A 26199-nucleotide genomic window follows, 5' to 3' on the forward strand; every position below is an offset into this window, starting at 1 on the left:
GCCAAGCTTTTTGGCTGGTATGATGACCTTTGATACCTGGTCGATACTCTTTATGGTCGTGCAATCACTGGTTATCTTTTTGGTGGTGGTTATAGTGGCGGCAATGATGATTGTCTATGAGCGCCGCATGTTAGCGCTTTGGCAAGATCGTTACGGTCCGAACCGTGTTGGTCCATTTGGCTCATTGCAACTGGTTGCCGATATGCTCAAAATCTTCTTTAAAGAAGATTGGACGCCAAACTTTACCGATAAGTTTATGTTTACCTTGGCACCTGCGGTAGCGATGTTTACCGCGTTGGCGTCATTTGCCATCATTCCTATCTCCCCAACCCTTGGGGTTGCTGATTGGGATATCGGTATTTTGTTCTTCTTTGCCATGGCAGGTATTGCGGTCTATGCAGTGATGTTCGGTGGCTGGGCATCTGCCAATAAGTTCTCTTTACTTGGCGGCTTACGGTCAGCGGCGCAAACTATCAGTTATGAAGTCTTTTTAGGCTTATCATTGATGGGTGTTGTTGCCTTAACAGGCTCGTTTAACCTACGCGAAATCGTTGAATCACAAATTGACGGCTGGTATATCATTCCGCAGTTCTTTGGCTTCTTAACCTTTGTGGTTGCGGGTGTTGCCGTTACCCATAGACATCCATTTGATCAGCCAGAAGCAGAGCAAGAGCTGGCCGAAGGTTATCATGTTGAATATTCTGGCATGAAATTCGGTATGTTCTTTATCGGTGAGTATGTCAACGTCGTACTGATTTCTGCGTTGATGACCTGTTTGTTCTTCGGTGGTTGGCTTGCGCCGTTTAATTTAGATATTCCGTTTATTCCACCAGCTTTTTGGTTCATGATTAAGACACTATTCTTTATGACCATGTTTATTTTGGCTCGAGGCTCACTCATGCGTCCGCGCTATGATCAGGTGATGAACTTTGGCTGGAAAGTCTGCCTGCCGGTAACCTTGATTAATCTGTTGGTTACTGCTGCAGTCATTTTGATTTTTTCCCCAACGTTATAATCGTTACTAGCCATCGCTGATGAACTAGAGTAAAGCTGATAAGGATAATAATCCATGTTTACTACTATAAAAAAGACGGTCATTGGTATTTTTACCATTGTCCGCAGTATGTGGATGGTCAACAGTCACGCCATCAGACCGCGCGATACCATTCTTTATCCTGAAGTGCCGGTACCAGTACCGCCGCGCTTTCGCGGACGTATCATCTTGTCGCGTGACCCCGACGGTGATGAGCGCTGCGTCGCTTGTAACCTTTGTGCGGTGGCCTGTCCAGTTGGCTGTATCTCACTGCAAAAAGCAGAACGTGAAGATGGACGCTGGTATCCAGAGTTTTTCCGCATCAACTTTTCACGCTGTATCTTTTGTGGTTTGTGTGAAGAGGCTTGTCCGACGACCGCGATTCAGATGACTCCAGACTTTGAGATGGGTGAATATGTTCGTCAAGACTTGGTATATGAAAAAGAGCATTTGCTGATTTCAGGACCGGGTAAATATCCCGATTATAACTATTATCGCGTGACGGGTATGGCGGTAGCAGATAAACCAAAAGGCGCGGCGCAAAACGAAGCTGCACCGATTGATCTAAGGAGCTTGCTACCATGATGAATATCTTAAATAGTCCTGAATTGGCAGGATTCTATGCGCTGGCAGCGGTGGCAATATTTGCCAGCTTGCGCGTGGTGACCCTTGCGAATCCAGTGCATGCTATTTTATCGATGATTGTGTCGTTATTGGCCATCTCAGGTATTTTCTTCGTATTGGGTGCGCCATTTGCTGGTGCGCTTGAAATTGTTGTTTATGCTGGTGCCATTATGGTGCTATTTGTTTTCGTTATTATGATGCTAAATCTAGGTATGAGTAATGATGAGCGCGAAGAGCGCTGGCTTGATGCTGGCACTTGGGCAGTACCGACGGGGCTAACGATTATCATCGCGGTTGTGCTGTATGCGATGATTGGTCTTAACCATGATGACGCAGCAATGATTGGCGGTACGACGATTTCAGCCAAAGCAGTCGGTACGGTATTATTTACTAAATATATTATGTTGATAGAAGTGGCGGCATTGTTATTATTAGCCGCTTTGGTGGCCGCTTATCACTTAGGTAAAGAAGCTATCGATGACGAAATTATCGGCAACGATAGCCTAGCGCGTAACCCTAATGTCGCCAGTATCAAACACTACGATGATAGTGGCATGCCCGTAGATACTGATACGGTAAACGGGGCTGAACAATACGAATATAAAGATGTTGACCCGCATGACTATGTTGGCAAGAAAGTCGGCATGAAAGCAGGTACGCAGGTAGGTGTGAATAAAGTCACGCGCAAGGAGTCGGACTGATGGTACTAGCAGCGAGCGTGGCACAAGATGTGTCAAACGTGCCGTTTGCCCACGAGGTAGCAGGCTTAGTGCAGCCGGTTGCTGAGGCGCAGAATGTACTGGGTATGATACCCATGAGCCATGGATTAATTTTGGCCGGTATCTTATTTGCGATTGGTCTGTGCGGTGTAATGGTAAGGCGTAATTTCTTATTTATGCTGATGAGCCTTGAGATCATGATGAATGCGACGGCCTTGGCATTTGTGGTCGCAGGTAGCCGCTGGGTTGATCCAGATGGACAGATTATGTTTATCTTTATTCTGACTTTAGCAGCAGCAGAGGCGGCCATTGGTTTGGCAATATTATTGCGATTTTATCATCAGCGTGGGCATCTCGATGTCGACAGCGCCAATGAGATGAAAGGATGATGTCATGAATTTATTACCATTAACCTTTATATTCCCGCTCGTTGGCTTTTTGATTCTAGCCTTTATGCGTGACAAGTTAAGCGAGCAGGTAGCAGCGATTGTTGGTGTCGGTAGCATGCTGCTATCAGCACTTTGTACGCTGATGGTCAGCTATACCTTTTTAACTAGCAATCCTGCCGGTACGGTCATCGAGATTCCACTATGGACGTGGTTTCAAGTCGGCGATTTCGCGCCAAGTTTTGGCCTAAGCTTTGATGGCTTGGCATTGACGATGCTTGGGGTGATTACCGGTATTGGCTTTTTGATTCATCTTTTTGCCGCATGGTATATGAAAGGTGAAACAGGCTTTGCGCGCTTCTTTAGCTATATGAACTTGTTTGTCGCCAGCATGTTATTACTGGTATTGGCGGATAACTTGTTCTTGCTCTATCTGGGCTGGGAAGGCGTCGGTATTTGTTCTTACTTGCTGATTGGTTTTTATTATCAAGACCGCGCCAATGGTCGGGCAGCAATTAAAGCCTTTACCGTTACACGCGTTGGTGATGTGTTTTTAGCCTTTGGTTTGTTTTTATTATTCCGCGAATTTGGCACGCTTAATATTCAAGAAATTATTACCCGTGCGCCGGAAATCTTTGATATTAATAATCCAACGATGATTTTGACCACCATGATGCTCGTTGGAGGGGCGATGGGTAAATCAGCGCAGCTACCACTACATACGTGGCTTGCTGATGCAATGGCAGGTCCAACGCCAGTATCGGCTTTGATTCACGCAGCGACGATGGTTACTGCGGGTGTTTATCTGATTGCGCGTTTACATCCATTATTTCTCCTTACACCGGGCGTATTGTTGTACTGGGTTGGGGCAGTGGGTGCATTGACGTTAGTTGTCGCTGGATTTTGTGCGCTGGTACAAACTGATATTAAACGTATCCTTGCTTATTCGACCATGAGCCAAATCGGCTATATGTTCTTAGCACTCGGCGTTGGCGCATGGCAAGGCGCTATCTTCCACCTAATGACGCATGCTTTCTTTAAAGCCTTGCTATTCTTATCATCAGGTGCGGTGATTCTTGCGGTTCATCATGAGCAAAACATCTTTAAGATGGGCGGTTTACGCAAAAAGATACCTTTGGTATTTTGGTGCTATATCGTCGGTGGCGGTGCGCTTGCAGCGATACCTTGGGTCACCGTTGGTTTCTATTCTAAAGAAGCGATTCTTTGGGAAAGCTATGCGACCGGTCACCAAGTCCTATTCTATATGGGCGTATTCGGTGCGTTTTTAACCGCGCTTTACACCTTCCGTATGATTTGGATTATCTTCTTTGGTGAAGAAAAGACCCACGCACATAAATTATCTGGTGTGTCATATTGGCTGCCGCTTAGTGTGTTGCTAGTATTATCAACGGCAGTAGGTGCATTCATTACGCCGCCATTACAAGGCGTATTGCCAGAGAGCGTTGGGCATTTACTAGAAGTTGCTGGTCAAGCGCATGGTAAGCATACTGCTGAATATATCGCCATGGGCGCTATGCTTGCAGGCTTGCTACTCGCGGCATTCTTATATGTCGTCGATAAAGGTCGCATGTTGACCCGCTTTAAGCGCACGACTATTGGTGCAGCGTTATATCATTGGTGCTATCACGGTATGGGCTTCGATGCGCTATACGATATAGTTTTTGTAAAACCCTTTTTGTTCATCGGCCGCTTATTTAAAGCCGACCCTATCGATAAGACGTGGCTGTTATTACCTAAGCTGGCATCTGCTTGTAACAAGGTATTGTCTGCGACGCAAACAGGGTCACTTCGAGGTTACGCTACAAGCTTTTGCTTGGGTGTGGCTGTGCTGTTGGTGCTGGTAATGATGACGGTGGTATAAGATGATTGAGTTACAACAAACGTGGATGCTACCAGCATTAATCGCAATTCCTTTTATTGCAGGGTTGCTATGTTGGTTGGTCGAACGCTTTAATAAACGTCTACCGCGCTGGATTGCTCTAATCGGTATGACGTTGACCTTTGCCTTGTCACTAGTACTGTGGCATTACGGCGATTATAGCGGTATGAGTCAGCAAGTGATTGCGCCAGATGCAAATGTGCCATGGGTCGCTGAATTCAGTGTGCCGTGGATACCTAGCTTTGGTATCAGCTTTCACTTAGCCTTAGATGGCTTATCGCTGATGATGGTTGGCTTGACAGGTCTGCTTGGGGTTGCCGCCGTTGCCTGTTCTTGGAACGAGATTCAACGCCGAGTTGGTTTCTTCCATTTAAACTTGCTCTGGAGCTTGGGCGGCGTTATTGGTGTTTTCTTAGCCATTGACATGTTCTTATTCTTCTTCTTTTGGGAGATGATGCTAGTTCCAATCTACTTCTTGATTGCCATTTGGGGTCATGACGTCGTTGGCAAAACCAAAGAATATGCGGCAACTAAGTTCTTTATCTATACCCAAGCATCGGGTCTTATCATGCTGGTTGGTATTTTGATATTGGTCATTATCAGCTACGCTCAAAAAGGCATGGTCAGCTTTAATTATAATGACTTACTCGGCACCTCACTTGGTGGCTGGGAATATCCGATTATGCTGTGTTTCTTTATTGGCTTTGCCGTGAAGTTGCCGATTATTCCTTTCCATGGCTGGTTGCCTGACGCGCATGCGCAAGCACCAACCGCAGGTTCGGTGGATTTGGCAGGGGTTTTGATTAAGACTGCCGCTTATGGTTTGATTCGTTTTGTCTTGCCATTATTTCCAGCAGCATCACAAGATTTTGCGCCGATTGCCATGACCTTGGGTACCATTGGTATCTTCTATGGCGCTTGGTTGGCCTTTATGCAAACCGATATGAAGCGCTTGCTGGCTTATACCAGTATCTCGCACATGGGTTTTGTGGTCTTGGCAATCTATGCAGGTACCTTACTCAGCTTGCAAGGTTTGATGATTCAGATGCTCGCCCACGGTCTAAGCTCGGCGGCACTGTTTATTATGGCAGGCCAGCTATATGAGCGCTTGCATACGCGCGATTTGACCTTGATGGGCGGTATGTGGGGTCAGTTTCGTTATTATGCGCCGATACTGATGTTCTTCTGTGCCGCTTTATTAGGTATTCCGGGCACAGGTAACTTCATCGGTGAGTTTATGATTTTATTTGGCGCGTTTGCCGATTATCCGGTGTTTGTGGTCTTAGCTACATTCAGCTTGGTATTGGCAGGTTTATACTCGCTTATCTTAATTCATAAAGCGCTGTTCGGTACTAATAACATTAAAGAAGTGGCGTTACAAGAAACCAAGTTACACGGTTTACCTGAGCGCCCGCTAAAAGATTTAGGCAGGCGCGAGCTGTCATTATTACTTATGCTAGCGGCAGGCTTGGTCTGGCTCGGACTGTATCCACAGCCGTTCCTTGATACCTCAAGTCACGCGATGCAGTGGATTAATAACGCCTATATATATAGTCAAGTGACACAAGTAGATGCCTCGCAGCTGCTTGATGCAATGGAGGCACGTTAAGTCATGAATGAATTTACGATGAATGATTTGATGGGGCTAATGCCTTATGCACCAATCATTGCGGTAGTTGTTACGGTATTGGTGGTGATGATTGCCATCACGATTAAACGCTCACATATGGTGATCGGTACTATCTCGGTCGTCGGTTTGAACGTTGGTCTGTTTGCGCTGATCGCGCAAATGGCAGGCATCATTGATAGCGGCTCGCTTGTGCCAACGGCTGAGCAGTTATTTGTTATTGATAACTTTGCCCAGTTCAATATGGTGATTATCCTTATCTGTGCATTGGCCTGCTTTACGCTGTCTTATGCTTATTTAGCCGATTTAAATGATCATAAAGAAGAGCTGTATTTGCTAATGCTGCTATCGACTGTTGGCGCATTGCTGATGGTCAGTGCTCAGCATTTGGCTTCATTCTTTATGAGTCTTGAGATGCTATCGATACCGCTATACGGCATGCTGTCTTATACCTATATGCGCAACCGCTCGCTTGAGTCAGGGCTGAAGTACTTGGTGCTATCAGCCACGGCATCAGCAACGCTGCTGATGGGGATGGCGTTTATTTATGCAGAAGTGGGTTCGCTTGCTTTCAAGCCTATCAGCATGACGTTGGTCGATCTCTTTGAGTCGCCATTATTAATCGTCGGTACGGCGATGATGATGTTTGGTATTGCTTTTAAACTGTCTGCTGCGCCATTTCACATATGGACGCCAGATGTGTACGAAGGCGCACCAGCACCTGTCGCTACTTATTTGGCATCGGTCACCAAAGTGGCGATGATGGCGCTTGCTGTTCGATTCTTAATTGATACGTCGCTATTGGCGCTGCCATCGGTACAAATGCTGCTCATGGTTATGGCCACCTTGTCGATATTAGTGGGTAACTTATTAGCGGTACGTCAGACCAGCCTTAAGCGCCTGCTTGGTTACTCGTCGATCGCTCATATGGGTTATGTGCTTATCGTGATTGTCAGCATTGGCTCAGCCGCTGATAGTATCTCAAGCATGTATATGGCGATTTATGCCTTTACCTCTATTGGTGCCTTTGGTGTCGTAACCTTGATGTCGAGCCCTTATCGCTTGGCTGGTGAAGCCGATGAACTGACCCATTACCAAGGATTGTTCTGGCGCCGTCCAGTATTGACCGCTGTCATGACGATTATGATGTTGTCATTGGCGGGTATTCCACTGACCGCAGGCTTTATCACCAAGCTATTTGCGATTCTTGCCGCCGTACAAGGGACCAACTGGTTCTTGGCTGCGATGATTATCTTGGGTAGTGCCATTGGTTTGTTCTATTACTTGCGCGTAATGCTTACGCTCTTTAAACGTCCAAAACAATTTATTGAATTTGACGTATCTGGGCAGTGGGGTCTACGTACCGGTGGTATCATGGTCATCGCCGTCACCGCAATTATTGTATTCTTCGGTGTGTTACCGAATACTATGATTGAGTGGGCAAGTTTGGCTCGTATCTGGTAAGCACAGAAAAGTATGATAAATAGCGGTACCTTGCTGCTGCTACTTATTAGTTGTTACGGTTAGAAAACCAAGATGCGCCAGCTCTATGATAAGCTTGGCGCATCTTTTCGTTTGTAGCCTTTAAAAGTTAATAAAAAATACCATCTACAATAGAGTATCGATAATTATTAATAAAAAAAGAGGGTGAGTCATTATTATGAGTGACAATATTCAGAAAGTAACGGTGCTCAGTAAAACCACTTGGACGCCCAATCTATTTAGCTTTACCGTCAGTCGTCCGGATAGTTTTAAATTTACCGCTGGGCAATTTGTGCGTTTAGGCGTTAATCCCAGTCAATTAAACTACTATAAGCAGCTGAGTGCAGTAGCTGACTATGATGAAGATGATGATGAAGATGAAGAACTGAACGAAGCACTAAACGAGGCGCTGAATGAAGATATTTTCCGCGCGTATTCGATTGTCTCTTCACCTTTCGATGAGATATTAGAGTTTTTCTCTATTGTCATCCCTGATGGCGCCTTTACCTCGCAGCTACAACACCTAGAAGTCGGCGATGAGCTATTATTAAACACCATGCCGTTTGGCTTTTTAACTTTAGCCCGTTATCAAAAACCGCTGCCAAAAGACTTATGGTTACTGGCAACTGGAACAGGTTTAGCGCCTTTTTTATCGATGCTGCAAGACTTAAAAACCTGGGAAGACTACGAGCATATCGTCTTGGCTTATAGTGCGCGCTCGACAGAAGAGCTTGCTTATATGGACAAGATTGAAAGTTTACAAGAAGATATTGGCTCATTGGTGGACAATCCAGCCAAGCTTATCTTTATTCCTATCGTTACCCGCGAGCCTGTCGAGGGCGCACTAACTGAGCGCTTGCCAAAGCTATTATTAGATGGCACGTTGCAAGCGCGCGCGGGCATTGATTTGGACATTGATAGCACGCACGTGATGCTATGCGGTAACCCAGACATGGTCGAAGATACCAAAGAGACCTTAAAGAGCTTAGGCTTGGTGATGAATCGCAGCGGCGAGGGCAATATCGCGGTGGAAAACTATTGGTAAGCCTATGATTGCTACAAGTTGATAGAGTCAGTATTTATTAAAAAAACGCCAATGCTTAAAGATAATCGTCTTTAAGTATTGGCGTTTTTTGTAGGCAGCGTTTGGAAGGCTTTTAATACGTTTATAAAACTAGGCTTATGAAGTAGGTTCTAAACTTGGCTCAGTAGCATCAGCAATGGGGTTGATAGGCCCTTGCATCAATTCAGGCTCATCCTTATCACTAATGATATCTTCATTGGCATTGCTGGCCAGCAAATCACGATAATTAATTTGGGTTTTAAGCACCAATTGTTCTTCCTCAAGCTCACCATAATTGACTTGCACTTTATATAAGGTGCTCATTATTTTTTTGTTCTTTTTTAGCCAGCGATTGATATCAAGGTAGATAATATCTTCTTTGGCACGGGCGATATTGATATAAGACAAAATAAAACCTAACGGATCTTTTTTGAGCACGCTATGATAGAACCAAATAAACAGTTTGAGCCCTTGGCGTTTGATAAAGGATTCGCAGCGTAGGTTAAGGACGTCGGTATAAGTCAGCTGTCCAAAAACAAAGCGCTGGACGTTGCGATCAAGCTGCACATGAACCAAGCTAAAATTACTTGCTACTTCTGCATAAATCCCGCCAACATCAATCGTACAATATAAACGGAACCAGTCGTCATGTATCTCAACGCGCAGCTCTAAAATGGCTTTGACGTTATCGGTGACAAATTTTTGCAGCGCATCGTTGACGTAAATTTGGGCAACCGGCAAGGATAGCTCTTCCTCGAATTTATCCGTCGCTTTATCATAGATACTTCGGACAGCTTGGCTAAGACGCTCCCAGCCATCGCTAAAGGACTCGTCAAAACGGTCAGCGATACTGTCAAATAAATCCTCAAAACTGTCTGAATTATCCATATTGTCCATATGCTCAAAGTTACTCAAACTTATTATCCTTATAATGATGGGGTCGTCATGTAAGCGTTAGGGTAATCATTGCATCTGCGTTTATATTTTATATGGTGCAGGCGAAAATTCATATTTTCTAATAGCTGACTTATAAAACAGTATATATCAAAATTGGCGCATGCTGAATGAACGTCTAGGTTTTGTCTGATTGAGCAGGCTTAGTAGATATAGATAAGCAGCTAAGTTAATAGCCGTAGTATACGGTTGTGCTAGCGACACAATTCTATGTCATGTTATGATACCGCCGGCATTGGTCGACAGACGCTTATATTATCATGCTTCTTGCCAATAGCCCTTATATTCATTAGCTGAGATTAACTGTGGCATCTATTAAAGACTCGCAAAGCTACCATTTTTCAGCGCAAGCGCCCAAGCGTGATATCAGCTTGCCGATGGCTGTGGTGATTGCCGTCAGCGTTCATGCGCTGATTATTTTTGGGATTAGCTTCTCGATGGGGCAAGATCCCGCTGGTATGATCCAAGACGTTGCTAAAGCACTGACCGATAATATGCAGCCCAATGAAGATGCACAATTTATTGCCAGTGCCTCACAAGAAGGCGGCGGTACCGTGCAAGAGCAATTGCGCCAAGAGACCGACCAGAGCAGTCCGTTGTCTGCCGAACAAATGAGCGAAACGCAAGACGTGATTAGCTTACAGCGCCAAGTCCGTCAGCAGCGTTATCAAGAAAGCTATCTGCGTACGACGCTAAGCTGGCGTGAAGCAAGTGTGGAATCAGACAACGATAGCAAGCAAGAGCAAGATGATATGAAGGCGCAAGAAGAGCGTCTGCGTAAGCAAATTGCTACTTTAGAGGCGCAGTTGTCTCAGCGGCAACAGCTGTATGCGACCAAATCAAAAGTCGTGACTGTCGATAGCAACTCGACAACTCGCGGTGCAGCAGCAGATTATATCAATACCTTTCGTGAGCACGTCGAGCGCGTCGGTAATCTGCAATATCCTACCCAAGCGCGCGCCCAAGGTATTACGGGCGAGGTGCGTTTGATGGTCGTCATCGGTAATGACGGTAATATTAAAGCGATTCGTTTGCTTGAGAGTTCAAACTCGACAATATTAGATGAGGCTGCCAAACAATCGGTCAGACAAGCGGCGCCCTTTGGCAAATTTACCGAAGACATGAATGATATCGTCGAGCTGCGTCTGATACGTACGTATCGCTACAGTGATAAAGTAGATGTGACTTATTAGGTATGCTGAAACTCAGTGAATGTCTTATTGGATGATAAATAATGATAAACATCTAAAAGACAAAAAGTATTTATAAAAACAGTTTTTAAATAAAGAGTCAGTATGGAATTTTTAGGTTTTACCCTTGATATTGCTAGCTTAACAGAAAGTGCTATCAGCATTGCGCTTAAACTTGCTTTTGCCTTATTGATATTTATCGTCGGGCGCTGGCTGGCAAAAAAAGTCGTGACTATCAGCAATCGTATTATGTTACGTAGCCGTTTAGAGGCGACGGCGGCTAACTTTTTAAGCCGCTTATTATATGGCTTATTGTTGGTTGTCGTGATTTTGGCAGCGTTGAGTAAAGTTGGCGTACAGACCACTTCGGTCGTCGCTATCTTGGGCGGTGCAGCCGTGGCAATTGGTTTGTCACTCAAAGATCAGTTATCGAATTTTGCCGCTGGTATCATGATTGTCACTTTTCGCCCGTTTGTACGCGGCGACTATGTACAGGTTAGCAGTTACACCGGTACGGTGACCGAAATAACCTTGGTCAATACCCATTTGACGACCATCAACAATCACGACGTCATCATTCCTAATAGCGATATCACTACCTCAGCGGTCATTAACTATACGGCGTTGCCTAATCGCCGCGTCGATATCACGGTCGGTATTGGTTATGATGCCGATATCAAAACCGCCAAAGATATCATGCTAAATTTGGCAAAAAATAATACAATGGCGTTTACTGATCCTGCACCCGTGGTACGCGTGACCAACTTGGGCGACAATTCAGTCGATTTAACCTTGAATGTCTGGACCACCAACGGTGATTGGTGGGCAATGCAATGCGATTTATTAGAACAATTCAAAAACGCGCTTGATGATAAAAATATCGATATTCCATTCCCGCAGCGCAGCGTGCATGTCAAAGGTTTAGATCAAATGATTAACCAGATGGATCAAGCGCAAAAAAGCATGTTAAAAAAGGGTTGAAGAAGGGTTAGAGATAAGCTAAAGATAAGGATTTGGTAGCGCTAATCCTGCCAAAACATCAATCTCAAAGCGTTCCATCTCATCTTGCTCGGCTTGTCCGAGCTCATGGTCAAAACCAAGCAAGTGCAGCACGCCATGTATCAATAAATGGCTAATATGCTTATTGACAGTCTTATCTTGCTCAGCCGCTTCACGAACTACCACGGCGTGGCAAATCACCAGCTCACCTAGCGGTAGCGTTGGCATCAGTCCAATGATTGCCGCTGGTAAGTCGCTTGGGTAAGATAGAATGTTGGTGGCATAATCTTTGCCGCGTGCCTCTAAATTCAGCTTACGACCTTCCACTTCATCAGTAATATAGATATCAAGCGCTTTAATCTTCTCTTGCCATATTTCAGCATCGATATCGGCATAATAAGGCAGCGTCAAACCAGTTTTAATACACCCATCTATATAATCCAAAGTCGCCATCATAACTTTTAATAATTTTTCGCGAGGATAAAAGGTGTCGAGTATCTCGTCATCGATACTATCGGAGGCGCTTATATCAAGTATAGCTAAGCTGTCGTTGCTATTAAAACTGTCATTAAAAGTGTTATTAAAACTACTATTAACATTATCATCAACATTGTTGTCAGCATTATTCTGTTCAGCTTGGCTCATGCCATTATCCTTTTTTATGTCAATTTAAAATATTCAACAATAAATATCTAACAGTAAAAAACCGGATATCAAATCCGGTTTTCTTTCAATGTTTTCTCAAGTCATCTTATATATATTCAGATAACTTACAGCTTAGCAGCTGCAGCTGCTATCGCTGCTTTGCGCTCTTGCTCAGCGACGAAACGCTCTTGTTTGCGTTTTTCTTGTAGCATTTCTTGCTCAATATCAAAGACATCATAAGCTTCGACGATTTTTTGTACCAGCTGATGGCGCACAACGTCTTTTGAATCAAACTTAGTGATATGAATCTCTTCGATACCGCTTAAAATCTCCATCGCCTGTGCCAGACCAGATTTACTGCCGCGCGGTAAATCAACCTGGGTAATGTCACCGGTAATAACCGCACGCGAGCCAAAACCTAAGCGCGTCAAAAACATTTTCATTTGTTCAGGCGTGGTGTTTTGCGCTTCATCCAAAATGACAAATGAGTTATTGAGTGTGCGACCACGCATATAAGCAAGGGGTGCGACCTCAATGATTTGCTTTTCAAGCATTTTACCGACTTTATCAAAGCCTAGCATCTCATACAGCGCGTCATATAAAGGACGTAAATACGGATCGATTTTTTGGGTCAAATCACCCGGTAAAAAGCCTAGCTTTTCGCCAGCTTCTACCGCAGGGCGCACCAGTAAAATACGCTCAATCTCATTGCGCTCAATCATATCAACAGCACAAGCAACCGCAAGGTAAGTCTTACCAGTACCGGCAGGTCCAATACCAAAGGATACATCAGACGATAAGATATCTCTGACGTAACGCTGCTGATTGCCGCCGCGTGGAATGATTTTACCATTACGAGTACGCAAACTAATCGGCGTAAAATCACTTGCAGCATCCAAGTTATCGGCATCTTCCTCGTCAGCCAACTCTTCATCGGCTGCTATATCTTCATCGCGTGAGATACTCGATTGGATAATCAGGTGTAGCTCTTCTGCGCTGATGTCCTTGCTGTTTTGTGCTTCATCGACCATTTTATAAATAATACGTTCACCGCGCTCAACACCCAATATATCACCGCTTAGACAGAAGTCACCTTGGCGTTGGCTAATTTTGATATCGAGGCGTTCTTGGATATATTTCATGTGGTTATTGTATTCGCCAAGCACGGTTTTAAGCTGTGCTGGAGTCAAGAATTCAAACTTTATACGGCGGCTCATGGAATCAGTCAAGCGATTATCCTTATATTAAGTTGCCCGCTGCTATGGCTATTGCTTCTATGCATCACTGCTTCTATACATCATAGTCAGGCGGGCTTTAGAGATAAAATCATTAATTGTATTTCATTATATTTAGATAGTTTTATGACGGCTGTTTGGCTTTTATAAGGGTTGTTTAGATGATGGAAAGGAATGTGACGGCAAATGGCTGATAAAAATTGTTGTTGGTAAAATGGCGAATAATAAGTAAGAGACCTGCCTCCATTATGGTAGATAGTTTTTAAAATTCAAGCCATATAAGGGAGGTGGCGCTTTGTTTTTGTATGACGATTGCAACTACTACAGCTGTTATCACTATTAAAGCCTGTTATTAAGGTTTATCAGTCAAATCTTTATTAAAAACTGTCATTATAAAATACACGCAAAATATCAATTCAAGCTTAGATAATAGGTGACTATCAAAAATTTTGCATACTCGCGATGCAGACTGTCAAGAGCACGGAATACTGAGGAATTTGTGGTAATCTAGTGCAGAGATAATAGCGCTGTAAAAGCCAAGCTTACAAAGATAAAAGAACGAGATATTTTCTACAAAAATAACATTTTGAGTGCATATTCATCACGTCTAATAGCGTGTTAAAAGGGTCATCTTAGGAATAACAATCATGCAAAATAATGAAGCAAATTTATCAAAAAATAATCATATTAAATCTAGCCATGTTAAATCTAGTCATGTTAATAAAGCTGCTATGACTGAACAGCAAGTACTTATTGCGGGCGGCGGGCATGTCGGTTTATCGTTTGCGTTGTTACTTGCGCATCATGGTATCGCCAGTACACTACTTGAAAAGAACAGCTATCCAACCATCAGCCCTAATGATGATGCTAAGCGTAGCCATTATTTGGACAGCCGCAATACCGCCCTGTCACGGCGTACGGTGCAGATTTATCAAGAAATTGGCTTATGGGCTGAGCTACAAAGCCATGCTTGCCGAATTGATGCGGTACAGATTAGCGAGCAAGGTAGCTTTGGGCGCGCGCAATTAAATAAAGCCGATGAGCAGGTCGAGTCATTCGGGCAAGTGATGGAAAATGCGTGGCTTGGACGTAAGCTATTACTGGCTGCCCAGCAAGAGCCGCTGATTACCTTGATTGATAATGCCAATGTGATAGCAGTTAGCCAACAAAGCGATGGCGTGACGCTAAGCTTTAGCTATTACGGTGAAGAAGAGCATGAGCAGCAATTGCAAGCCAGCGTTTTGGTTGCCTGTGATGGTCGCGACTCTACCGTGCGTCAGCTATTAGGTATCAGCACCACGACTTATGATTATAAGCAGACGGCTATCGTTGGGGTGGTAGAGACCGATCAGCCACATCAACATATTGCCATTGAGCGTTTTAGTCCGGCAGGGCCGCTTGCGGTGTTGCCATTGACCGATCCAGAAGGTGACGGCAATGATGAGTATCAAAAAGGCTATAGACGCTCGGTCGTTTGGGTTTGCCCAACTGGCGAAGAGACACAATATCTAGAAGATGATGCGCATTTCTTGGCGACTTTGCAGCAAGCCTTTGGCGCGCGCGCTGGCAGGTTTAAAAAAGCCGGTCGCCGCGGCGCTTATCCACTGACGCGGGTACTGGCCGATAAGCAAGTCGATGGCCGCTGCGTCATCATGGGTAATGCAGCTCACACCTTGCATCCGGTCGCTGGACAAGGCTTTAACCTGTGTATGCGTGATGCCCATGTACTTGCTCACATGATGAGTCAGCAAGTGCTAAAAGGCGAAGATATCGGCGATCCTATTTTGCTAAAGCGCTATGAAAAAGCCCGTCAAACCGATCAAAAACGCGTCATTCGCTTCTGTGATGCGGTAGTCCATGGCTTTACGCATCCAAATCCAGCCGTAAAGCTGGCACGTAACGTGGCCTTGGTTGCCTTTGATAAACTGCCAAATATTAAGCCATTGATTGCCAACTATGCGATGGGCTTGAAGTCGTAGTTCGACATACGGGTAAGTTATTAAGCAAATAAAATCTATCATTTCAGCTGCTGCTAAACCACATAAATATGAGCGGATAGCATGAATAACGCGACAAAGGATGTTTTATGAAAAATAACCATACGCTCATTATCGGCGGCGGTATCGTCGGTGCAACCCTTGCGCTAAAACTGGCACAAGCCCAAATGCCAGTGACGCTCATTGATGCGCGTCCTGAACGTAGCGAGGCAGATTGGCAGCAGGTGCTTGACAAGCGGGATGCGCGTGTTTATGCATTAAGCCTTGCCAGTATTAACTTACTCAAAGACGTGGGCGCTTGGCAAAAGATAGCGGCATCAGAGCGCAAAGCCGATTATTCCCAAATGCAGGTTTGGCAATTGAATGGTCGCGGCGAGTTACTGTTCGGCGATAGTGATGATGCTAATAATGGTAATGACAGCAGTAACAGCAGTCAACACTCTGAGCCAAAAATGCTCGGTAGTATGGTTGAGCCGGCCGTTATCGAATATGCATTATGGCAGCGTTTATCCGCCTCTGATGTCAGTCAATATCTAACCGTTATCGATGGGCAAAAGGTTGTCGATATGGACTGGCTTGGTAGCACGCAAGGTTACCGTGTGACGATAGACGACGGCAGTGTGATTGGCGCGCGTTTATTAGTTGGTGCTGACGGCCGCGGCTCGTTTGTGCGTAAGCAGGCGGCAATTGAGCTGGATGTGCTTGATTATAAGCAAACGGCGATTTGCTGCGCCATTCAAACCGACAAGCCGCACCGAGCGACCGCCCGTCAAGCCATGCTACCAACTGGTACATTGGCATTGTTGCCGCTTGCTGATATTACTGATGAAGATAAAGCCAATCCAGAGCACTGGCAGTCTATTGTATGGACACTACCACGCAATCAAGCATTGGCATTGTTGGAAGAAACGCCGCGCTATATCGCTGATAAACTGGCTGCTGCTAGCAATTATGAGCTTGGCGCTATCCGCGAGATTGAATCCATCGCCAGCTTTCCATTAGCAGCGCAGCAAGCAAAAAGCTACGTCGCGGATAACTTAGTATTAATCGGTGATGCGGCACATGGTGTGCATCCGCTTGCAGGTCAGGGGCTGAATTTGGGCATGCTCGATGTGAAGGTATTAAGTGAACAACTCACCCATGACTATGCGCGCAGTGGCAACAAGCTGTGGGGAACGAACCAAACCTTGCGTAGCTATGAGCGTCTGCGTCGTCCGCATAATAGCCTGATGATGCATAGCTTTTCGGCGCTTAATTGGCTGTTTGCCGGCTCGCTTGCTCAAATGCGTCCGATTCAACAACTTCGCAATGAAAGCATGTATCGCGTGAGCAAAATCAAACCATTGATGCGGTTGTTTGCGAAGCAGGCAAGTGGGGTTTAGTGTTTTATTGAAGCTAATAATTGAACTAAGGATGGCGTATGAAAACTAATTCATGGATGATGATAGGCGTGGTAATAGCTAGTTTTATGTTAACTTCTTGCCAATCCATACCAACAAAAGGTTCAATCCACAAAGAATCATATAACATCCCTAAAGTCATGATAGAGCCACATGTAGATACAGACAGTGATGGTGTCCCTGACATTATAGATAATTGTCCGAACACTCCTGAAGGGGTCAAGGTTGATCCGTATGGTTGTCCTCTCACCACTATTGGAACTGGTTTACAAATGGAGTATCGTGCCTTTTTTGCTAAAGGTAGCAGTGAACTAACCTCTAAATATCAGGCTGAACTGGATAAAGTAGCGGCAAGAATGAAAGAGTATGATACCGCTATTTTTAAAATTGAAGCGCACATTTCAGAGGATGAAATTCATAAAGAGTTAAGCTCATTACCTAAAAACAGAGCACTGATAATCAAAAACTACCTTTTATTAAAACACGGCATAGAATCTAGTCGATTGATGTCTTTAAATTGTGACGCTAGAGCCCCCATTGCACCTAATGATACTGAGGAGGGTAGAGCTTTTAATCGTCGGGTTTATGGTTTATTAACTGAACCTGATAGTGACTATCCTATCAATTTAAAAGACGGCATCTGCGTTGAATTTTAAAGAGAGTTTTTATTAATAAATAGCTGTCAGCTCAACATAAAAAAATTGTTTTTGAAGGTATTCAGAGAGGGTAATAATGGGAATAAAAAACTGTAGCACTTTATGGCTGCTAGTAACATCTATAGCGTTAGCTGGCTGCCAAACCACTTCAACTGCGCCGTCTAAAGAGTTACCTCAACATGAAAACATCAGGACGATGCAATCAGCGATTGATTCAGATAGTGACGGTGTGCTTGAGGATATAGACGAATGCCCTGAAACGTCACCTAACGTGGTAGTTGATGCTAAAGGCTGTCCAATAATAATTGAGGGGGGCGAGGCACTAGAGATGGAATTACGAGGATTTTTTGCACCGCTGAGTAGTCGATTAATTAATACCTATGATAAAGAGTTTGCAAAAATTGAAGAAAAGCTTAACGAATATCCAGATGCTAATGTTTTTATCTTTGGGCACTTGTCATCGAATGAGCTTGCATTATCAAAGGGTAATGACAACTTATCACGCCAACGTGCACTTACTATTAAAAACAGACTCATAACCGAGCATTATATCGCATCTGACCGTATTACTACTTACGACTGCTTAGATCGGTATCCTTCTACCAACATAGACGATGATCCTGAACAGATTGAATCCAAAGACAGAAGAGTGGTTTTTAAGGCAAGCAGACAAGTCAAGGATTTATCGAATCTAAAATACGAAGGTGATAGAGAGAGTTATGGTAAGTACGCCAAACACTGTGAGCTCTTCGAATAATAACGACTGATTTTCATCAATCTTTAAAACTTAACCTTACCCTAACGCCGAAAACAACACCATTAACACTGGCGAGACAATATTAATAATAAAACCAAAACTAATCGCCAGCGGTACGACTTTTAGCCCGCCAGATTGTTGAATAATAGGCAGGGTAAAATCCAAACTGGTCGCGCCGCCAAGACCGACCGCTGCTGATGGATATTTGCGCATAAAGACGGGAATAAATAATAGCGCAAAGAACTCACGTACCAAGTCATTAAATAGCGCCACACTGCCCCAAACCGCGCCATAAGCATCGGTCATGATAATCGCTGATAGCGAATACCAACCAAACCCTGATGCCAGTGCCAAGCCTTTTGTCCATGATACATCGGTAAACATCAGCGCGAAAATAAGTCCGCCAACCAATACCGATAGCGTAAAAATAACGCTCATTTCAACGCCGCGTTTATTGAGCAGTACTTCTTTTAAGGTAATGCCCGAGCCTTTTAGACCAATACCAACCAGTAAGATTAATACCATTAGCATTGCGGTCATGGTGTTTTCAGGTGGCATATAATCGGCTGGCAAGAAATAGCCAATCACAAAACCAATCGCTACGCAAAATACTTGTGCTAGGCTGCCGCGAATACTGACACGGTGCTCTTTGGATTTGACGCTGGGCTTTTTGGCATGCCACGGGCGCAAATGATCAAATAACATCAGGGCAAACAAACCACTGCCAATTGTCAAAATCGATAGGATGGTGACATAAAGTGCGATTTCACCTATTTGACTGCCCAGCCCTTCGACTTGTGACAGCTCAATACCGATGAGGGTTAAGATGACATAAACCAAGTACGACAAGCCTTTATCAGCAAGCTTGGTCATGGTTGGGTTTGAGGGGATGGCAAAACCAATAAACATTGGCATTAAGACCAAAACAAGGGTAATCAGGCTTTGCATGTCGGCAGACTCGTCATTTTTAAACAAGGCGTTTTTGGGAGGGCATTTCTCAGAAGCTGGGGATTGTATCATATCAGGCAAGCAATACTGACACTACTCAAGCAAAATTCGACATGAATGTGCCAGTTTAGGGCGGACTAGCAGCCAATTGCCAATGCATCATCTTTGTTAATTAAAGGGAGGTGGTCTTGGCTATGTTTAACGGATTTATCTACGCAAAGATTCTGCTCATCTGATTGCTTTAATAGAGGCTCAATCACACTCGTCCGAGGTGTGGTTGTTAAGTCAGGATAGTCTTTTCGGTAATGGCCACCGCGGCTCTCATGACGCTGATAAGCAGATTGAATAATCAAGGTCGCTAATTGTAATTGTCTTGCTAATTGAAAGTAAGGCAGCTCATTCAAAATAGTAGCGTTGTCTTTATTGTCGATAGCTAGTTGATTAGAGTCATAACAGTTAAGTTGTTGTTGCCATTGCTGTATTTGTACCAACGCTTGTTCTAACTGCTGAGCATCACGAGTAATGCCCATATGGGAGGTCATCAAAGCTTTTAATCCTGCGGTTATTGCAGTGGTGTCAGCATCCGTATGGACGTGGTAATTGTCATTACAATTACTTTCATGTTCAGTAGACGATGGCAAAGTAATGCGCTGATAATCTCGAAGCGTTGGCGCTATCCACGTATCATGGATTAATTTGTCTAAATTAGCATGAGGTAAAGTCGTTTCTAACGTTTCTATTGCTGCTAAATAGCGCGGCAAGTCAGCAGCGATATTGCGCCCAATGACCACACATTCTAATAGAGAATTGCTTGCTAAGCGGTTTGCTCCATGTAGACCTGTATAAGCAACTTCGCCTGCGGCATAAAGCCCTGCCACATCGGTCAAACCATTGGCAGACGTCACTACACCGCCGCAACTATAGTGAGCGGTAGGGGCAACTGGAATAGGGTCAGTAGTGATATCAATACCGAGATCTAGTAGTGTCTGATAAATTTGCGGGAAATGCTCTTGCAAAAATTCCGCTGGCAAGTGACTGACATCAAGATGTACATAGCCAAGTCCGTTGGTATTAATTTGCTCAGCGATGGCACGGGCGACGATATCTCTTGGAGCCAGCTCTGCACGCTTATCAATATCGAGCATAAAACGTTTGCCCGTTTGCGGACAATACAAGCGTCCACCTTCACCGCGTAATGCCTCGGATATTAGAAAGCTACTGTCATCTAAGGCTAAGCCAGTTGGGTGAAATTGAATAAATTCCAAATTAGCCAAGCGGCAACCCGCTTGCCATGCCATCATCACGCCATCGCCGACACAGACATTCGGCGCACTGGCACGCTTAAATAACTGTCCTAAACCGCCACTCGCTAATACGACAGCGCGACTATGAAAGGTAAGTTTACGTTGATTGACATGATCAAAAACAAGCGCACCTTGGCATTGCTTATTTGGATTAGCGCTGTTTTGTAAAAGGCTCAGTGCTTCATGGTAGGGCAAGATAGTAATATTGGATGCAGCTTGTGCTTTTAGAGTCAAGGCTTCCATAATATGGCGGCCAGTGGCATCATCGGCATGTGCAACGCGCCGACAGCCATGACCGCCTTCTTTGGTCAGATGCAAATCGCTAGTCTGTAATGCCGCTAAAGGATTTACATTATTATATGGCTGTCTTTCCTGTTGAGGAATCAGGGTAAAAGGTACGCCTTGCTCACATAACCATTGGACGGCTTGCTGTCCAGCGCTGAGGATATTAGTGGTATTATCAGTCTCACATAATCCTGCACCAGCGATGAGTGTATCAGCGATATGATCAGCGACACGGTCATTCTTATCTAGACTGGCTGCAATTCCGCCTTGGGCATAATGGCTTGAGCAAACGTCCATTGCTGCTTTACTTAATACGGTAACGCTTAGCGACTTTGGCAAGGCGAGAGCAGTGCTTAGTCCTGCAAGACCAGCACCAATGATAAGGACGTCTGTCTGGACAGTATTCTCAGCATTGTTAGTCTTTATCTTATCCGCTGACCATGCCTCGTTCATATTACGCCGCTCCAACATTGGCAAATAATTTGCGGTCTTTGACAATGTCACCGCTCGCGGCCACCCGTTGCTTTTGCGCTTCAGCAAAATCAAGCATACGTTGGAGTGGTTTTTTGGCAGCTGTCGCCAGCTCTTGCGTCATGAGCACTTCACCGCTATGCTGAGTCAGACATTGTTCAATCCCTTTTAAGCCATTCATTGCCATCCAAGGACAAAAAGCACAGCTTTTACAACTGGCGCTCTCACCAGCGGTCGGGGCAGCTAAGAAACGTTTGTGTGGCGAGCGCTTTTGCATCTCGTGCAAGATACCCAAGTCGGTAGCGACAATAAAGGTATCGGCATCCATCTCATACGTTGATTGCAACAGCTTACTGGTCGAACCGACCACATCGGCCAGTGCTACGACGCTATCAGGTGATTCAGGATGCACCAATACTTTGGCGTTTGGGTGTTCCTCTTTTAATTGCATCAGCTCAGTGGCTTTAAATTCATTATGCACCAAGCACGACCCTTGCCAGAGCAGCATATCCGCGCCAGTCTCTTGGGCGATATATTTACCCAAATGGCGGTCAGGTCCCCAAATGATTGGCTCGCCTTTGTCATGCAAATGACGGACGATATCGATACCAACGGATGAGGTAACTACCCAATCGGCGCGGGCTTTCACAGCAGCGCTGGTATTGGCATAAACCACCACGGTACGCTCAGAGTGAGCATCACAAAACGCGGAAAACTCGTCAGCGGGACAGCCCAAATCAAGCGAACACTCAGCCTCCAAATCTGGCATGAGTACTGTTTTTTCCATACTCAGTATTTTTGCTGACTCACCCATAAAGCGGACGCCAGCGACGACCAATGTCTGCGCACTATGCGCTTGCCCAAAGCGAGCCATTTCGAGCGAATCACCAACACAACCGCCAGTTGCCAATGCCAAATCCTGAATAAAAGGATCGACATAGTAATGGGCAACCAATACTGCATTATGCTCTTTCAACAGCTGCTTAATATTATCTTCAACAGCAAGTCGTTCCGCACGCGGCAAATCCGCTGGGATTTTAGCTTTGGCGTATTCGATATTCATCTGAGTGGCGATGCGATTATCAGTGCTCATGATTGGCGCGTCATAGGGATAAGTTTTCATAAGTGCAACCTTTAGTACATTAACGACAAATGAAGTGTTGTTAGAAATAAGACAGTTAAATACGGTGAATGAATGAAGTGTTTTAATTATGCTCATTTTGAGCATAAATACAAGTATTTTTTATAGTCTGCTTCTAAAACGATACATAATCCGTCAAAAATTACCTTGCTGGCTATCTTTTTTATTGCCTTCAATAATGTCTATTTACAACCCAAAGCTATGATAGCTTTCGATTCACGCTATACTAGTCGTGGTTATAAACACTTCATTTTTGAAACTCTCATTTTACGTTTAAACATAAAGGAAACCTTTAAAGCCATGACGTTGTCTTATTCGCATTCGCATCAACAAGGTAGTGGGACGACAGAAGTGGTCGCCGTGCTGGTAGCGATTACTGAGCACCGCGCGCGCGTTTTAACGGTTGACCAAGGCAAGCTATTGCCAAATGGTCCGTTGATGCCATTACATCGCTCACTACAAGCGGGCGTACGTCAATGGGTCGAGGAGCAAACGCAGCAGCCGCTTGGTTATTTGGAGCAGCTATATACTTTTGTGGATACCAATCGGCGCAACGTCGATGGTCATGCGCTGGTGTATGTCAGCTACCTAGGGTTGGTACAAGAAGCGCAAATGCAGGAGCTGCCAAGCCAAGCATTATGGCGCGATTGGTACGATTATTTTCCGTGGGAAAATCACTTGAATGGTATGCCAAGTATGATTATGAATCATATTGTGCCAGCGTTATTAAGCTGGGCAGATAGCGCAAAAGAATTGGTCGTGCAGCAGCGCCGCCTTCAGCGTATTGGTTTATGCTGGGGATTCAGTGAAGAGACTTTAACCATTGATAGTTTCAAAGATACGGACAAAGCACTAAATGCTGATAAGGCTTATGAAAATAGAGAATGGGTAGCCGAGCACGTCTTGCTGCGTTATGAGATGCTTTATGAAGCAGGATTAATCCCTGAAGCGCCGACTTATCCGCCCAGTTATCAGCTGCAACTACCGACAAATTGGTCGCAGTTAATAGGTGTGCCGATGTATTACGACCATCGCCGCGTGATTGCGACTGCCATCTCAAGGTTACGTGCAAAAATTGAATATCGACCGCTTATCTTTGGTTTGATGCCCGATGTGTTTACCTTATCACAGCTGCAACAAAGTGTTGAAGCGTTATCAGGGGTACCCTTACACAAGCAAAACTTCCGCCGTCTACTTGATGCGCAAAACCTTGTCATGGAGACGGGGCAGAGTAGTAGCGCTCAACGTGGTCGCCCTGCCAAGCTTTATCGCTTTCGCCATGATATTGAGCTACAAAGCTTACTGATGGATAGTAAATTGCCTAAACGAAAATAGCATCAACTGCATAAGCCTTTCTATACTAAAGCTAAATACTCATATCAAAACTAAATCATATTCGTTAATTTTATAAATTTGCACCCTTTTCTTGCGGGGCTTTGCACTTTGCGCTATATTTATGCTCATTTTGAGTTTAATTAAGCAGTATTTATTGCTTTTGTAAAGCCAAAGCGCACTCAGGCGCTATTTAATACGCATATAGCATGTAAAAAGCTAGCACACAAAAATAAGGGTCAAATATGACAGTTAAACAAGAACCAGCATTGGCCGAAATATTACTTAAGCCTTTAGTTGAAGCGGCATTAACGGAAGATTTAGGCAGGCGCGGTGATGTGACCTCACAAGCGACTATCCCAGCGGATATGCAAGCGCAACTACAGATTAAAGCTCGGCAAGCAGGCGTGATATGCGGGATGGATTTGGCGCGCTTGTCTTTCGCTCTGATTGACGAGCAAATCGAGTTTATTGCTAAAGTCAATGACGGTGCAATTGTCGAGGCGGGTACGGTACTGGCGATTGTGCGTGGTAACGCGCGGAATTTGCTAACCGCAGAGCGCACCGCGCTTAATTTCATGACTCATTTAAGTGGTATTGCGACAGATACCAAAAAAATCGTCGATAGCGTCGCAGAATATCCGGCGCAAATTACCTGTACGCGTAAAACCATTCCTGGCTTACGTATTGTACAAAAATACGCGGTACGCTGCGGCGGTGGGCGCAATCATCGCATGGGCTTGGATGATGCAATTTTAATTAAAGACAACCATATTGCTATCGCTGGTGATATCAAAACCGCTATTCAGCAAGCGCAAGATTTCGCTGGTCACCTGATTCCTATTGAGGTTGAAGTAGATACGTTAGCGCAGTTAGAGCAAGCGTTAGAAGCTGGCGTAAGTTTGGTGCTTTTGGATAATATGGCGCCTGATATATTGTCAAAAGCCGTCGCGATGTGTAAAGCTCGCGCCAAAACCGAAGCCTCCGGTGGTATCACTCCTGAAACGGTACAAGCAGTCGCAAAAACGGGCGTTGATTTTATTGCGATGGGTTATTTAACGCACAGCACGACGGCATTAGATATTGGCCTTGATTTTAGCGCCTAAGATTAATGTTTAGTCTAAATCGCGACCTAGTCTTATGGTTTATTTTTTGGCATAAATCTCGGCTAAACAGGTTATTAAAAGGACAGATTTGTACGGATATGCTATTGAATTGGTAAGGATGGGAAATTAAGCGAAGTTAATGATTTAATAGGCTTAACTGCCTATGCTACAATGCCGCTGCTACCGATTATAAGGTTATCCTTGCCTGTGCGCGATGACCTTATCTTTTGCCCGATTTGACCAATAGATAAGCGAGCGCTCAGTGGATACTGAAATTATCAAGATAATCTTAGCCTTTATGGTATTGATTAATCCTTTCGGCGCCTTGACGTTGTTTTTGGATTCAACTCGCGGCTATTCGCTAAATAATCGCCGTAAAGTAGCGCGTGTGGCTTGCCTGACGATTTTTATCACCATCAGCTTTTTTACCTTAGCAGGTGAGACGCTACTAAAAGCGTTGGGTATCTCGATTGGTTCATTCCAGTTAGCTGGCGGTATCTTAGTATTTTTAATCGCCTTAAATATGATGAATGGTGAAGGCAATCCGGTTAAGCCCGATCAAGAAAACTTTGATGTTGACCATCTGCACGGTGCGCCGCCAACGATGGCAGCAGCGGTGGTGCCGATTGCTATTCCCATGATGATTGGACCCGGCGGTATTTCGACGGTGATTATTTATTCATCACAGGTGACTGGCATTTTGCAAGTCTCTGCTATATTGATTGCCGGTTTATTTATCAGCTTATTTTGTTATTTAGCGTTGATGGCAGCAGGTCGTATCAGTCGTTTATTGGGCGATACAGGGCTAAATATTATGAGCCGAATCATGGGTATGTTACTCGCGGCAGTTGCTATCGAAATTATCGTTAATGGACTACGTACTCTATTTCCTGATTTGATGTAAGTATTATTTTTCTCTACATTTATTTAACCTTACTTCAGCGT

At 44.6% G+C, this 26199-nt stretch carries 23 protein-coding genes; 17 read left to right on the forward strand and 6 right to left on the reverse strand.

All coding sequences use genetic code 11. The features are described 5' to 3' along the window. Positions 1-19: 19 nt before the first annotated feature. The 8 genes from nuoH to JMX13_RS08175 all read left to right on the forward strand — a co-directional run bounded on the left by nuoH (position 20) and on the right by JMX13_RS08175 (position 8816). Positions 20-1015, forward strand: coding sequence for an NADH-quinone oxidoreductase subunit NuoH (nuoH, locus tag JMX13_RS08140; protein WP_201612071.1), 996 nt, complete (start codon positions 20-22; stop codon positions 1013-1015). Positions 1016-1069: 54 nt separating this feature from the next. Continuing rightward, the gene (gene nuoI / locus JMX13_RS08145) at positions 1070-1618 is read left to right on the forward strand and encodes an NADH-quinone oxidoreductase subunit NuoI (protein ID WP_201546582.1); all 549 of its coding nucleotides are present in this window, start codon (positions 1070-1072) and stop codon (positions 1616-1618) included. After that, positions 1615-2358, forward strand: coding sequence for an NADH-quinone oxidoreductase subunit J (gene nuoJ / locus JMX13_RS08150; protein ID WP_201612030.1), 744 nt, complete (start codon positions 1615-1617; stop codon positions 2356-2358). Before nuoI ends, nuoJ begins: the two co-directional genes overlap by 4 nt. 98 nt (positions 2359-2456) lie before the next feature. Continuing rightward, complete coding sequence (gene nuoK, locus JMX13_RS08155) at positions 2457-2765, forward strand: NADH-quinone oxidoreductase subunit NuoK (RefSeq protein WP_045445153.1); 309 nt, start codon at positions 2457-2459, stop codon at positions 2763-2765. A gap of 4 nt (positions 2766-2769) precedes the next feature. After that, on the forward strand, positions 2770-4644 hold the full coding sequence (gene nuoL, locus JMX13_RS08160) for an NADH-quinone oxidoreductase subunit L (protein ID WP_201612031.1): 1875 nt from the start codon (positions 2770-2772) through the stop codon (positions 4642-4644). Between the two features lies 1 nt (position 4645). Next, positions 4646-6271 carry an NADH-quinone oxidoreductase subunit M gene (gene nuoM / locus JMX13_RS08165; RefSeq protein WP_201612032.1) on the forward strand — a complete coding sequence of 542 codons (1626 nt, stop codon included), beginning with the start codon at positions 4646-4648 and terminating at the stop codon, positions 6269-6271. 3 nt (positions 6272-6274) lie between these two features. Then, positions 6275-7753 (forward strand): NADH-quinone oxidoreductase subunit N, encoded by a 1479-nt coding sequence (locus JMX13_RS08170; protein WP_201612033.1) that lies wholly within the window; start codon positions 6275-6277, stop codon positions 7751-7753. A gap of 196 nt (positions 7754-7949) precedes the next feature. Continuing rightward, entirely contained in the window at positions 7950-8816 is an 867-nt protein-coding gene (locus tag JMX13_RS08175) for a ferredoxin--NADP reductase (protein WP_201612034.1), read from the forward strand. A 135-nt stretch (positions 8817-8951) separates the two neighbouring features. On the opposite strand, the gene JMX13_RS08180 is transcribed toward JMX13_RS08175, so the two are convergent. Beyond that, the gene (locus JMX13_RS08180) at positions 8952-9731 is read right to left on the reverse strand and encodes a hypothetical protein (protein WP_201612072.1); all 780 of its coding nucleotides are present in this window, start codon (positions 9729-9731) and stop codon (positions 8952-8954) included. 362 nt (positions 9732-10093) lie between these two features. Here JMX13_RS08180 and JMX13_RS08185 point away from each other — a divergent pair, with 362 nt between their 5' ends. Then, positions 10094-10981 carry an energy transducer TonB gene (locus JMX13_RS08185; RefSeq protein WP_201612035.1) on the forward strand — a complete coding sequence of 296 codons (888 nt, stop codon included), beginning with the start codon at positions 10094-10096 and terminating at the stop codon, positions 10979-10981. 102 nt (positions 10982-11083) lie between these two features. Continuing rightward, positions 11084-11959, forward strand: a complete 876-nt coding sequence (locus tag JMX13_RS08190; protein ID WP_201612036.1) for a mechanosensitive ion channel family protein — start codon at positions 11084-11086, stop codon at positions 11957-11959. An 18-nt stretch (positions 11960-11977) separates the two neighbouring features. Here JMX13_RS08190 and ybeY read toward each other — a convergent pair whose 3' ends face one another. Together ybeY and JMX13_RS08200 are read right to left on the reverse strand one after the other, a co-directional pair. Beyond that, positions 11978-12622 (reverse strand): rRNA maturation RNase YbeY, encoded by a 645-nt coding sequence (gene ybeY, locus JMX13_RS08195; protein ID WP_201612037.1) that lies wholly within the window; start codon positions 12620-12622, stop codon positions 11978-11980. A 125-nt stretch (positions 12623-12747) separates the two neighbouring features. Further along, the gene (locus JMX13_RS08200) at positions 12748-13839 is read right to left on the reverse strand and encodes a PhoH family protein (RefSeq protein ID WP_201612073.1); all 1092 of its coding nucleotides are present in this window, start codon (positions 13837-13839) and stop codon (positions 12748-12750) included. Positions 13840-14588: 749 nt separating this feature from the next. On the opposite strand from JMX13_RS08200, the gene JMX13_RS08205 reads away from it, so the two are divergent. The 4 genes from JMX13_RS08205 (at position 14589) to JMX13_RS08220 (ending at position 18667) form a co-directional block, all read left to right on the forward strand. Continuing rightward, complete coding sequence (locus tag JMX13_RS08205) at positions 14589-15836, forward strand: FAD-dependent monooxygenase (protein ID WP_201612074.1); 1248 nt, start codon at positions 14589-14591, stop codon at positions 15834-15836. A gap of 107 nt (positions 15837-15943) precedes the next feature. Next, positions 15944-17236: an FAD-dependent oxidoreductase gene (locus tag JMX13_RS08210; RefSeq protein ID WP_201612038.1), complete on the forward strand. Its 1293-nt coding sequence runs from the start codon at positions 15944-15946 to the stop codon at positions 17234-17236. A gap of 38 nt (positions 17237-17274) precedes the next feature. Further along, the gene (locus JMX13_RS08215; protein ID WP_201612039.1) at positions 17275-17910 is read left to right on the forward strand and encodes an OmpA family protein; all 636 of its coding nucleotides are present in this window, start codon (positions 17275-17277) and stop codon (positions 17908-17910) included. Between the two features lie 76 nt (positions 17911-17986). After that, the gene (locus JMX13_RS08220) at positions 17987-18667 is read left to right on the forward strand and encodes an OmpA family protein (RefSeq protein WP_201612040.1); all 681 of its coding nucleotides are present in this window, start codon (positions 17987-17989) and stop codon (positions 18665-18667) included. A 36-nt stretch (positions 18668-18703) separates the two neighbouring features. Here the strand turns inward: JMX13_RS08220 and JMX13_RS08225 are convergent, their stop codons facing one another. From JMX13_RS08225 to nadA, 3 genes are all read right to left on the reverse strand, one after another. Next, on the reverse strand, positions 18704-19615 hold the full coding sequence (locus tag JMX13_RS08225; RefSeq protein ID WP_201612075.1) for a lysine exporter LysO family protein: 912 nt from the start codon (positions 19613-19615) through the stop codon (positions 18704-18706). Positions 19616-19752: 137 nt separating this feature from the next. After that, a complete protein-coding gene (gene nadB, locus JMX13_RS08230; RefSeq protein WP_201612041.1) occupies positions 19753-21657 on the reverse strand; it encodes an L-aspartate oxidase in 1905 nt (634 codons plus the stop codon). Between the two features lies 1 nt (position 21658). Further along, complete coding sequence (gene nadA / locus JMX13_RS08235; protein WP_201612042.1) at positions 21659-22798, reverse strand: quinolinate synthase NadA; 1140 nt, start codon at positions 22796-22798, stop codon at positions 21659-21661. A 318-nt stretch (positions 22799-23116) separates the two neighbouring features. Here nadA and JMX13_RS08240 point away from each other — a divergent pair, with 318 nt between their 5' ends. From JMX13_RS08240 to JMX13_RS08250, 3 genes are all read left to right on the forward strand, one after another. Next, positions 23117-24151 (forward strand): NUDIX hydrolase, encoded by a 1035-nt coding sequence (locus JMX13_RS08240; RefSeq protein WP_201612043.1) that lies wholly within the window; start codon positions 23117-23119, stop codon positions 24149-24151. Between the two features lie 242 nt (positions 24152-24393). Next, positions 24394-25254: a carboxylating nicotinate-nucleotide diphosphorylase gene (nadC, locus tag JMX13_RS08245; RefSeq protein ID WP_201612044.1), complete on the forward strand. Its 861-nt coding sequence runs from the start codon at positions 24394-24396 to the stop codon at positions 25252-25254. Positions 25255-25516: 262 nt separating this feature from the next. Continuing rightward, entirely contained in the window at positions 25517-26158 is a 642-nt protein-coding gene (locus tag JMX13_RS08250; RefSeq protein ID WP_201612045.1) for a MarC family protein, read from the forward strand. Positions 26159-26199 lie beyond the last annotated feature (41 nt).

The sequence above is a fragment of the Psychrobacter immobilis genome, from assembly GCF_904846285.1.
GTDB lineage: Bacteria > Pseudomonadota > Gammaproteobacteria > Pseudomonadales > Moraxellaceae > Psychrobacter > Psychrobacter immobilis_D.

Coding starts and splice junctions, on each gene's coding strand:
- JMX13_RS08210 (WP_201612038.1), top strand. CDS start 15,944: ATGAAAAATAACCATACGCTCATTATCGGCGGCGGTATCGTCGGTGCA.
- nuoL (WP_201612031.1), top strand. CDS start 2,770: ATGAATTTATTACCATTAACCTTTATATTCCCGCTCGTTGGCTTTTTG.
- JMX13_RS08240 (WP_201612043.1), top strand. CDS start 23,117: ATGACGTTGTCTTATTCGCATTCGCATCAACAAGGTAGTGGGACGACA.
- JMX13_RS08220 (WP_201612040.1), top strand. CDS start 17,987: ATGGGAATAAAAAACTGTAGCACTTTATGGCTGCTAGTAACATCTATA.
- JMX13_RS08170 (WP_201612033.1), top strand. CDS start 6,275: ATGAATGAATTTACGATGAATGATTTGATGGGGCTAATGCCTTATGCA.
- JMX13_RS08205 (WP_201612074.1), top strand. CDS start 14,589: ATGACTGAACAGCAAGTACTTATTGCGGGCGGCGGGCATGTCGGTTTA.
- nuoM (WP_201612032.1), top strand. CDS start 4,646: ATGATTGAGTTACAACAAACGTGGATGCTACCAGCATTAATCGCAATT.
- JMX13_RS08190 (WP_201612036.1), top strand. CDS start 11,084: ATGGAATTTTTAGGTTTTACCCTTGATATTGCTAGCTTAACAGAAAGT.
- ybeY (WP_201612037.1), bottom strand. CDS start 12,622: ATGAGCCAAGCTGAACAGAATAATGCTGACAACAATGTTGATGATAAT.
- nuoI (WP_201546582.1), top strand. CDS start 1,070: ATGTTTACTACTATAAAAAAGACGGTCATTGGTATTTTTACCATTGTC.
- nadC (WP_201612044.1), top strand. CDS start 24,394: ATGACAGTTAAACAAGAACCAGCATTGGCCGAAATATTACTTAAGCCT.
- nadB (WP_201612041.1), bottom strand. CDS start 21,657: ATGAACGAGGCATGGTCAGCGGATAAGATAAAGACTAACAATGCTGAG.
- JMX13_RS08180 (WP_201612072.1), bottom strand. CDS start 9,731: ATGGACAATATGGATAATTCAGACAGTTTTGAGGATTTATTTGACAGT.
- JMX13_RS08225 (WP_201612075.1), bottom strand. CDS start 19,615: ATGCAAAGCCTGATTACCCTTGTTTTGGTCTTAATGCCAATGTTTATT.
- nadA (WP_201612042.1), bottom strand. CDS start 22,798: ATGAAAACTTATCCCTATGACGCGCCAATCATGAGCACTGATAATCGC.
- JMX13_RS08215 (WP_201612039.1), top strand. CDS start 17,275: ATGAAAACTAATTCATGGATGATGATAGGCGTGGTAATAGCTAGTTTT.
- nuoH (WP_201612071.1), top strand. CDS start 20: ATGATGACCTTTGATACCTGGTCGATACTCTTTATGGTCGTGCAATCA.
- nuoJ (WP_201612030.1), top strand. CDS start 1,615: ATGATGAATATCTTAAATAGTCCTGAATTGGCAGGATTCTATGCGCTG.
- JMX13_RS08175 (WP_201612034.1), top strand. CDS start 7,950: ATGAGTGACAATATTCAGAAAGTAACGGTGCTCAGTAAAACCACTTGG.
- JMX13_RS08200 (WP_201612073.1), bottom strand. CDS start 13,839: ATGAGCCGCCGTATAAAGTTTGAATTCTTGACTCCAGCACAGCTTAAA.